The 1,687-nt window shown below is 67.7% G+C and carries 1 protein-coding gene; it reads left to right on the top strand.

Features of this window, described 5'->3' with window-relative positions; genetic code table 11:
* Positions 1–87 precede the first annotated feature (87 nt).
* Positions 88–1,687, top strand: a 1,600-nt coding sequence (locus tag Vqi01_RS30220; protein WP_204038539.1) for an acyl-CoA carboxylase subunit beta, incomplete at its 3' end; no start/stop codon positions are given.

Genomic DNA, 1,687 nt, shown 5'->3' with positions numbered 1-1,687 from the left:
GTTTCACGGGCGGATTCTGATGACCACCGCGATTAGCCTCCCCACCTGGAAGCTGGTCACCCGTTTCCACTTCAGCAGGCGGGCGCGATGAGCGCGGAAACGGCTTCGGCAGCCGAGACCGGGATCAACATCCACAGCACCGCGGGCAAGTTGGCGGATCTGGCGCGTCGGGTCGAGGAGGCGGCACACGCCGGCTCGGCTCGCGCCGTCGAGAAGCAGCACGGCAGGGGTAAGAAGACCGCCCGGGAGCGGATCGGGATGCTGCTGGACGAGGGCTCGTTCGTCGAGTTGGACGAGTTCGCCCGGCACCGCTCCACCAACTTCGGCCTGGAGCGCACCCGCCCCTACGGCGACGGCGTGATCACCGGCTACGGCACCATCGACGGCCGGCAGGTCTGCGTCTTCGCCCAGGACTTCACCGTCTTCGGCGGCTCCCTCGGCGAAGTCTTCGGCGAGAAGATCGTCAAGGTGATGGAGCTGGCCATGAAGATCGGCTGCCCGATCATCGGCATCAACGACTCCGGCGGCGCCCGGATCCAGGAGGGCGTGGTCTCCCTCGGTCTCTACGGCGAGATCTTCTTCCGCAACGTACGCGCCAGCGGCGTCATCCCCCAGATCTCGCTCATCATGGGGCCGTGCGCCGGGGGCGCGGTCTACTCCCCCGCCGTCACCGACTTCACCGTGATGGTCGACCGCACCTCGCACATGTTCATCACCGGCCCCGACGTGATCAAGACCGTCACCGGCGAGGACGTCGGCATGGAGGAGTTGGGCGGCGCCCACACCCACAACACCCGCAGCGGCAACGCCCACTACCTCGCCACCGACGAGGACGACGCGATCGACTACGTCAAGGCACTGCTGTCGCACCTGCCGTCGAACAACCTCGACGAACCACCCTGCTTTCCCGTCGACGTCGATCTCGACGTCACCGACACCGACCGGGAACTGGACACGCTGATCCCGGACTCGGCCAACCAGCCGTACGACATGCGCCAGGTCATCGAGCACGTCCTCGACGACGCAGAGTTCCTGGAGGTCCAGCCGCTCTACGCGCAGAACATGGTGGTCGGTTTCGGCCGGGTCGAGGGTCGGCCGGTCGGTGTGGTGGCCAACCAGCCGATGCACTTCGCCGGCACCCTGGACATCGCCGCGTCGGAAAAGGCCGCCCGGTTCGTGCGCACCTGCGACGCGTTCAACATCCCGGTGCTGACCCTCGTGGACGTTCCCGGCTTCCTGCCCGGCACCGGCCAGGAGTGGGACGGCATCATCCGCCGCGGCGCCAAGCTCATCTACGCCTACGCCGAGGCCACCGTGCCGAAGGTAACCGTGATCACCCGCAAGGCCTACGGCGGGGCGTACGACGTGATGGGCTCCAAACACCTCGGCGCCGACCTGAACTTCGCCTGGCCGACCGCCCAGATCGCGGTGATGGGGGCGCAGGGTGCGGTGAACATCCTCTACCGGCAGGAACTGGCCGCCGCCGAAGACCCGGCCGCCCTCCGCGCCGAGAAGATCGCCGAGTACGAGGACACCCTCGCCAACCCGTACATCGCCGCCGAACGGGGCTACGTCGACGCGGTGATCCCGCCGCACGAGACCCGCACCCAGATCGTCCGGGCGATGCGGGTGCTGCGCACCAAGCGGGACACCCTGCCACCCAAGAAGCACGGCAACATCCCGCTTT

It is taken from the genome of Micromonospora qiuiae, from assembly GCF_016863555.1.
In the GTDB taxonomy this organism is placed as follows: domain Bacteria; phylum Actinomycetota; class Actinomycetes; order Mycobacteriales; family Micromonosporaceae; genus Micromonospora; species Micromonospora qiuiae.
This window is presented reverse-complemented; position numbering and strand designations above follow the sequence as displayed.